Raw genomic sequence first — 8,459 nt, 5'->3', positions numbered from 1 at the left:
TCGCCCATGTTACCAAATGCCATCATTTGTACGTTTACTGCAGTACCCCATGAGTAAGGGATATCATTGTCACGACGGTAGATGTTTGCACGAGGGTTGTCCCATGAACGGAATACAGCTTTGATAGCTCCCATTAATTGTTCTTTTGGATCAGATGGGAAATCTTCACCGATTTTTTCTTTATATTCAGCTTTGAATTGATTTGCTAATTCTTTTAAATCATCAGCTGTTAAATCAACATCCTCAGTGATGCCTTTTTCTTCTTTCATTTTGTCGATTAGTTCTTCAAAGTATTTTTTACCAACTTCCATAACTACGTCAGAATACATTTGAATAAATCTTCTGTAGCAATCCCAAGCCCAACGAGGATTACCAGATTTTGTTGCCATTACGTCAACAACTTCATCATTTAAACCAAGGTTTAAGATTGTATCCATCATACCTGGCATAGAAGCTCTAGCTCCTGAACGAACAGATACTAATAATGGATTTTCATGGTCACCGAATTTCTTTCCAGTGATATCTTCCATTGCTGTGATGCTATCCATGATTTGACCCATGATTTCATCATTGATTTTTTTACCATCTTCATAGTATTGTGTACAAGCCTCAGTTGTAATTGTAAAACCTTGTGGTACTGGAAGTCCCAAAGTAGTCATTTCTGCTAAGTTTGATCCTTTACCTCCAAGTAGGTTTTTCATTGTAGCGTTACCTTCTGTGAATAAATATACCCATTTTGCCATTGTAGAACTTACCTCCTAATATTTAATTCATATGACGTCGCAATTGCTAGTCATGCAATTGTCTTTCTTAATGCCAATTGTGTACCAAATTGAATGTGGCATTGTTGTCATATCAAGAATTACCAGAATCTTGTCTCTGATTTTTATTGATAGCATGTCCTCTTTTTCAAAAACAACTACCAAATATATAACATAACACCATTTTTTGTTATGTCAGTCACCAATTGCTATTATAGCATAGTTTGCATAATTAAGAAACCATTTTTTTCGTAATTTTTACTTCCCAAACGAACGATATGACAGTGCCATCCATAAGGCTTATGCAATATTACTTATAAATTTTGATTTATCTTTTTAAAATTATACATTTTATCTTGCTAGATTTCACTTCAATTTTATAAACAGTATTATGAATTCTATTTTATTTGAATAATCCACTTAAATATTGCATTTTGTGAATTTTTTATCTATCACTAAAAAATTGTATTTTTTATTCCCTTTCATCGCCAAGAATGGCTATTTTTTAGGTCTATCAACTGCTAAGATTGTGCTAATTGTATACAGTATATTGTTTCTTCTATTATTTGTCTATTAATTAACAATATAATAATTTGCCCCTACTTCACTATAGTTTACCAGCTTTTCAAAAAACTATACATTTTCATGCATTTTCATTTCTTTAAACTCTTTTGGCGAAACTCCAAATTCTTTTTTAAATGCTCGATAAAAACTTGAATAATCTTTAAATCCAAATAACAAATATATTTCACTAATACTTTCATTTCCAAACATAGCTTCCTTACATGCCAGTAATCTTTTTTTCAAAATATATTGATGAATAGACAATCCCATATTGTCTTTAAAGATATGTGCAATGTGGTACTTGCTTATAAAAAACTCCTTCGCCAATGTATCAAGAGTAAGCTTTTCATCAAGATGCTCATCAATATAGTAAATCAAATTCTGATATAAATTCTGACCTTCTATTAAACGCCTTTCCTGCTTCCATTCATACACAATTCGATTCAAATGAAGAATTAAATCATTTATACTCAACGTAATTTTAATATTCTTTCCGAATCGTTCCCCTTGAATCTCTTCCACAAGCTGAAAAACTTTCGCTTGTATCGTGTTAAATGTTATAATATCGTTATGAAATATATATTCTTTGGAAATTGAAACATACTGCATCAAATACACATAATCTATTGACATCTCCATAAGCTGTTCACAATACTCTTTACTAATCCAGAGCACAAAACGTCGATAAGGCTTACTCTTATCATGAATAATCGCATGATGATAAACATTCGGAGGAATCAATACAATATCACCTGCTTTCAAAGCATATGTTTCCTCTTCTATTTTAATTGAAACCTCCCCTTCTAAGAAGAAATAAAACTCATAATAATTATGCGTATGCGGTTTTACTTGCATAAGATTACGATCATTATAATAATAGATTTCAAAATCCTTGGAAAGCATATATTGTCTTCTTGTAAATTCTGTTCTTAGGTTTTTTTTCATCTTGCTCCTCCTCTCGGATTTTATTAGTTTTGATTGTCAAAAATTTAATAGAAAATTAGATATCTTTTACTTACCATTATAATTTGCTTTTCAAAAATTAATAATAATATTGCCAATGAAAACTAGGAACTATTCATTCATCAACTTACCTGTACTTGTGTATCAACAACGTAGCTATGCAAAACTTCGTAACCTCTCCCTGCGTATTCGCTGATGGTCTCTAAGTAAAAAACGATAGCGAAACACCTATAGTACTTCTTAGTGTGTACATCGACAACCTAGGAAGGCGAGGCATGGACGCCGAGCCAGCCTGAGCTGAGGCAGGATGCCGAATCGAGGGCTTTTCCGTATCGCTCCCAATACTTTCTCCGTACACACTTAGAAGTTCTTAGGTGTGTAGCGTGTTTTGTCTTAGAGACCATCAGCGAATACGCTTTGAAAGTGTCCCCAAGTTTTGCATTCTACACACCAATCATACCATCAAACCGCAACTTTTACAATGTGAACAACAAGTCTATCAATATGATTTTTTTCTATTCCCTCTATAATTAAAAGTAACAAAACATTATCTTTTCAAGAAAGGAAATAAAAATTATGGAAATGACATTGAGATGGTATGGTTCAAAATTCGATACGGTTACATTAAAACAAATCCGCCAAATACCTGGCGTTACTGGAGTAATTACAACATTATATGATACTACACCTGGAGAAGTATGGAGTCAGGAAAGAATTCGTGAGATGAAAGCAGAAGTCAAAGCTTCTGGACTACATATCTCTGGTATTGAGAGTGTAAATATACATGATGCAATAAAAACAGGTTCAGAAGACCGTGACTTCTATATTGATAACTATATTCAGACATTAGAGAATCTTGGGAAAGAAGATATTCATCTCGTTTGCTATAATTTCATGCCTGTATTTGATTGGACAAGAACGGAACTTGCGAGAGTACGTCCTGATGGTTCAACGGTATTAGCGTATTCACAGGAAACTGTTGATGCACTAAAGCCAGAGGAAATGTTTAATTCTATTGCAGGAGATTCCAACGGAATGATTATGCCCGGCTGGGAACCGGAACGAATGAAAAACATCAAAGAATTGTTTGCAATGTATCAAGATATTGATGAAGAAAAACTATTTGATAATCTAAAATATTTTCTTGAGCGAATTATGCCTGTCTGTGATAAATACGACATCAATATGGCAATTCATCCTGACGACCCTGCTTGGAGTGTGTTTGGTCTACCAAGAATTATTATAAATCAAACCAACATCTTACGCATGATGAACATGGTTGATAACCCTCATAATGGTGTTACATTCTGCTCTGGTTCTTATGGAACGAACTTAGAAAACAATCTACCTGCTATGATTCGTGCTTTAAAAGGACGTATCCATTTCGCCCATGTAAGAAATCTAAAATTCAATAGCCCTACGGACTTTGAGGAATCAGCACATCTTTCTTCAGATGGAACATTTGACATGTATGAAATTATGAAAGCACTCTATGAAATTGGCTTTACTGGGCCAATACGTCCAGACCACGGTCGTATGATATGGGATGAAGTCGCAATGCCTGGATATGGATTATATGACCGTGCTCTTGGCGCTACCTATCTAAACGGACTATGGGAAGCGATTGTGAAAGGAGCGAAATAACATGGAACTAAATAATAAAGGATTAGAAAACCGCTCTACATGGCTGGAAAAAGGCTATACTCTTCCACAATATAATCGTGATGAAGTAGCTGCGAAAACAAAAGAAAATCCTTACTGGATTCATTTTGGCTCTGGCAATATCTTTCGTGCATTTCAGGCAAATGTAGTGGAAAATCTTCTAAACTCAAAAACACTCGACCGAGGTCTTATCGTTGCAGAAGGTTATGATTATGAAATCATTGAAAAGATAAATCAGCCTCATGATGACTACAGCATCTTAGCTACATTAAAAGCAGATGGAACGGTTGCAAAAACTGTTGTTGGAAGTATTACAGAATCCCTAACCTTAGATTCTGATAATACAACTGATTTTAATCGCTTAAAGGAAATCTTTCAAAAAGATTCCTTGCAAATCGCCAGCTTCACGATTACCGAGAAAGGCTATAGCCTAGTTGATGGAAAAGGTCAGCTTCTTTCGCTTGTAGAAAGCGACATGAAAAATGGTCCTATAAAACCAGAAAGTTATATTGGTAAAATTGCATCACTCCTATATACACGTTTCTGCTCTGGTCAAAAGCCAATCGCTTTCGTTAGTATGGACAACTGTTCTCATAACGGAACAAAACTATACGAAGCCATTCATGCCTTTGCAAAAGAATGGAGCGAAAAAGGACTTGTTGAAAATAACTTTGTAGATTATGTGAACACCCCAGAAAAAGTTAGCTTTCCTTGGTCTATGATTGATAAAATCACACCTCGTCCAGACTCTTCTGTTGAAGAGCTTCTTACCAAAGATGGTATTGAAGGTCTGCAACCACTTGTTACTAGTAAACACACGTATGTAGCACCATTTGTAAATGCGGAGGAATGCGAGTATCTAGTAATTGAAGATACATTTCCAAATGGTCGCCCTAATCTTGAAAGCGGTGGCGTTATGTTTACTGACAGAGCTACTGTTGATAAAGTAGAAAAGATGAAGGTTTGTACTTGTTTAAACCCTCTCCACACTGCACTTGCTGTATTTGGTTGTCTTCTTGACTACGATTTGATTTCAAAGGAGCTGCAAAATAAAACTTTGAAAAAGCTCGTAGAAGGTATTGGATACGAAGAAGGTCTTCCTGTTGTTGTAGACCCTAGTATTATTAACCCAAAAGAGTTTATTGATACTGTTTTAAACACACGAATTCCTAATCCATTTATGCCAGATACTCCACAGCGTATTGCAACAGATACTTCTCAGAAACTTGCAATCCGTTTTGGTGAAACAATTAAAGCATATCATGCTTGTGAAACTCTCGATACGAAGGATTTGAAACTTATTCCACTTGTATTTGCTGGCTGGTTGCGTTATCTTATGGCAATTGATGATAACGGTAATCCATTTACATTAAGTCCAGACCCTCTTCTTGACGAGTTGTGCCCTTATGTTGCAAACATTAAACTTGGTGATTCTGTGAATGTAGCAGATACACTAAAACCTATTCTGTCAAATGAATCGATATTCGGTGTCAATCTTTACGATATGAATCTAGCTTCTCTCGTATGTGATTACTTTAGTGAAATGATAACAGGAATCGGTGCTGTACATAAGGCACTAGAACGATATGTATAAGGAGACTCTCAAATGAAACCATTTATTCATGATGATTTTATCTTACATAATAAAATCGCACAGGAAATCTATCATAGCTATGCAAAAGATCTACCAATTATCGATTTTCATAATCATCTAAGTGCACAAGAGATTTATCAAAACAATTGTTACCGCAACCTTTCCGAAGCATGGTTAGGTGGAGACCACTATAAATGGCGCGCTATGCGCGCCAATGGTCTATCTGAGGAATACATTACAGGGAATGCCGAACCATTTGAAAAGTTTCTCGCTTGGACTACTACGATACAATATGCAATTGGTAATCCTTTATATCATTGGACACATTTGGAATTAAAACGCTACTTTGATATCGACGAGACATTATCCGTTGGTAATGCCAAGGAAATCTGGGACAAATGCAACGAGAAACTTCAATCCTCACAGTATTCTGTGCGAAATCTATTACGCAAGCAAAATATTGAAGCTCTATGTACAACAGATGATCCGATTGATTCTCTTGTTTATCATAAGAAGCTAAAAGAGACTGGCTTTGAAATCCAAGTCCTCCCTACGTTTCGCCCTGAGTTAGCTGTCGGTATTGAAAAAGAAGGATTCACTCACTATATAGAGCAGCTTTCAGAAGTAACAGATCTCTCTTTAGACCATATATCTGATCTTTTAGATGCATTAAAACTCCGTCTTTCCTATTTTATCGATGCAGGTTGTCGCATTAGTGATCATAGTCTTGAAGATAACTTTTTTGAACCGACTACATATGAAGAGGTTGATGCAATTTATCGTAATAAATTAAATGGTGCTATTATTTCTAATCATGATTGTGCCAAATACCGTGGTTGGCTTCTAACAGAATTAGCTAAGGAATATGCGAATCATGGAATCGTAATGCAGTTACATATCGGAGCACTTCGTAATAACTCTACTAGAATCTTAAAAAACCTTGGAAGCAATGTTGGACTTGATAGTCTCAATGACTTTAATTATGCTACACAACTTTCTGCTCTATTAGATGCCATGGATGAAACTGACCAGTTACCTAAAACAATTCTCTACTATCTAAACCCAAAAGATGCTGAGATGTTAGCTACTATGGCTGGGAACTTTCAAGCAAATAGCATTGGTATTAAAGGCAAAGTTCAACTTGGTAGTGCTTGGTGGTTCTGTGACCATATGCGCGGTATGGAACACCAAATGGACGTTGTTTCCGAAGCAGGTCTTTTATCCACTTTTATCGGTATGCTAACAGACTCCCGAAGCTTTCTATCCTTTCCTAGACATGAATACTTTAGACGAATTCTATGTAACAAGTTAGGTACTTTCGTAGAACGAGGCGAATATCCAGAGGATATGAAATCATTAGAGTTAATCACACAAAATGTATGTTACTATAATGCGAGGAATTATTTGGATTTGTAAATCGTTTATATGATACAAAGCTCAACCTCCCTTTCGTCCCCCAACATCATTATATATAACAATAAAATGCAACACAGGGAATCAAATAAATAATTCCCTGTGTTGCATTTTTACTATCTCTCACAATTATTCAATTGTCACTTTCTAAAACTCCCATTTTTCTTTCATCAATTCAAATATTTCTTCATCCGTTAAATGATTTTCCATATTCATAATCAGCATAACTTTTCGATCTTCTTCCGAATATAGAAATTCTCTCTGCCATTGATAATAATGAGGGCCATCTTCAAGATTTCTTATATAGCTCATAAGTCCTGTAATTACCCATGCGGTCTGCTTCACATCTGTTAAGCACTCATTTTCATAGAATCTATTCCATTTGCCATGCTCACAATCTCGCATTGCACGGTCTGCCTTTTGGTAATCTTCTTTTGCTAATCCTGCATAATAGAATGCTTTTTTGAACTCACCTTGATAAGCAGCAAGCAGAGACTCACACATCTTATTGGCACCTAAAAAACAAAAATAATGAATCTTAACTTGTAAAAGTAAGGAATCCTCAAACAACCTTCTTTCACTTTCAAATAGTTTTATAGCTACCTCTTCAGATTTTTTTAAATATTCTTCATATCCTAAATAAGCATTTTGGCATAATTCTTTATACCATTCGATTTGTTCTTTCAATGACTCTGCCTGTGTTGCCCATAAGAGATCTTCGGTTCTCTCGTGTTTATTTCTCATAAACTGAGAAATCAGTATTCTCATAACATGATTAGAAAATTGTTCTCCTGCATGTTCGTCTTCATGTTTTCCAAATGGTAAAGCATATCTCGGATAATCCTCAAAACATTGCGATATTAATTTCACATTTTGCTGTCCATAATACTCGCCAATATATTGTTCTCTGTGTTCCTCAACCTCGATATCTCCATTTTTCCAAGCACTCGCAATATAATCTAAAAGATATACATGTGGTTTTACATTCGAGCAATTTATAATCCAGAAATCTTTTACTTCATGTGAAATCAACTCATTTAGTTCCTGTCTTATAAACTCTAATGAATTTGGTAACATGGTAATGTGATTCGCCGCCTGCAAATCATAAAAAGACACATGATAATATACGCCATGACGATTTTCTTTTTCTCTAACAGGAAGGGAAGGGATTCTTGGATTATGATTATTCTGGCGTCGTGTAACCATCTTTCCATAACCATTGTCTGCCCAAATCTTTATTATATCATTTGGAAGTTCAAGATAACCATCGTTATACAACTCCATTGTTTCTCCATATAAATTAGTACAACATATAGCCTCTGGTATATACTGCTTCACCATATTATACTGTAACATAATTAATTCACTCATTAATTTGCCACGGGATTCTGGCGTATCATATTGTGGATCATTGTCCCAAAATGGGCAATCGCCTTGTCCACGAAAGCCAATATTCCATATTACCTTCATATGACGTTGCGATCCAATTGCCTTTCTCCATA

General features: G+C 35.2%; 6 protein-coding genes. 3 read left to right on the top strand and 3 right to left on the bottom strand.

The genetic code is table 11. The features are described from left to right. Both RMR19_RS11570 and RMR19_RS11565 read right to left on the bottom strand, forming a co-directional pair. On the bottom strand, nt 1-743 hold a 743-nt coding region (locus RMR19_RS11570; RefSeq protein WP_310603644.1), incomplete at its 3' end, for a PEP/pyruvate-binding domain-containing protein. Between the two features lie 651 nt (nt 744-1,394). Continuing rightward, nucleotides 1,395-2,270 (bottom strand): AraC family transcriptional regulator, encoded by an 876-nt coding sequence (locus RMR19_RS11565; protein ID WP_310603643.1) that lies wholly within the window; start codon nt 2,268-2,270, stop codon nt 1,395-1,397. A 594-nt stretch (nt 2,271-2,864) separates the two neighbouring features. Here RMR19_RS11565 and uxuA point away from each other — a divergent pair. From uxuA to uxaC, 3 genes are read left to right on the top strand one after another with little or no spacing between them, the layout of a single operon-like run. Then, nucleotides 2,865-3,932, top strand: coding sequence for a mannonate dehydratase (uxuA, locus tag RMR19_RS11560; RefSeq protein WP_310603642.1), 1,068 nt, complete (start codon nt 2,865-2,867; stop codon nt 3,930-3,932). A gap of 1 nt (nt 3,933) precedes the next feature. After that, nucleotides 3,934-5,544 carry a mannitol dehydrogenase family protein gene (locus RMR19_RS11555; protein WP_310603641.1) on the top strand — a complete coding sequence of 537 codons (1,611 nt, stop codon included), beginning with the start codon at nt 3,934-3,936 and terminating at the stop codon, nt 5,542-5,544. Between the two features lie 12 nt (nt 5,545-5,556). Then, a complete protein-coding gene (gene uxaC, locus RMR19_RS11550) occupies nt 5,557-6,960 on the top strand; it encodes a glucuronate isomerase (protein ID WP_310603640.1) in 1,404 nt (467 codons plus the stop codon). Between the two features lie 144 nt (nt 6,961-7,104). On the opposite strand, the gene RMR19_RS11545 is transcribed toward uxaC, so the two are convergent. After that, nucleotides 7,105-8,459: glycosyl hydrolase 115 family protein (locus RMR19_RS11545; RefSeq protein WP_310603639.1), on the bottom strand; the 1,355-nt coding region annotated here is incomplete at its 5' end.

It is taken from the genome of Anaerosporobacter sp. (assembly GCF_031551385.1).
Taxonomy (GTDB): Bacteria; Bacillota; Clostridia; order Lachnospirales; family Lachnospiraceae; genus Anaerosporobacter.
Note: the sequence above shows the minus strand (reverse complement) of the source record. Positions and strands in the feature narration are given on the sequence as shown.

What these genes read in the sequence shown, in the direction of transcription:
- uxuA (WP_310603642.1), top strand. Translation starts at nt 2,865, where the DNA reads ATGGAAATGACATTGAGATGGTATGGTTCAAAATTCGATACGGTTACA.
- uxaC (WP_310603640.1), top strand. Translation starts at nt 5,557, where the DNA reads ATGAAACCATTTATTCATGATGATTTTATCTTACATAATAAAATCGCA.
- RMR19_RS11565 (WP_310603643.1), bottom strand. Translation starts at nt 2,270, where the DNA reads ATGAAAAAAAACCTAAGAACAGAATTTACAAGAAGACAATATATGCTT.
- RMR19_RS11555 (WP_310603641.1), top strand. Translation starts at nt 3,934, where the DNA reads ATGGAACTAAATAATAAAGGATTAGAAAACCGCTCTACATGGCTGGAA.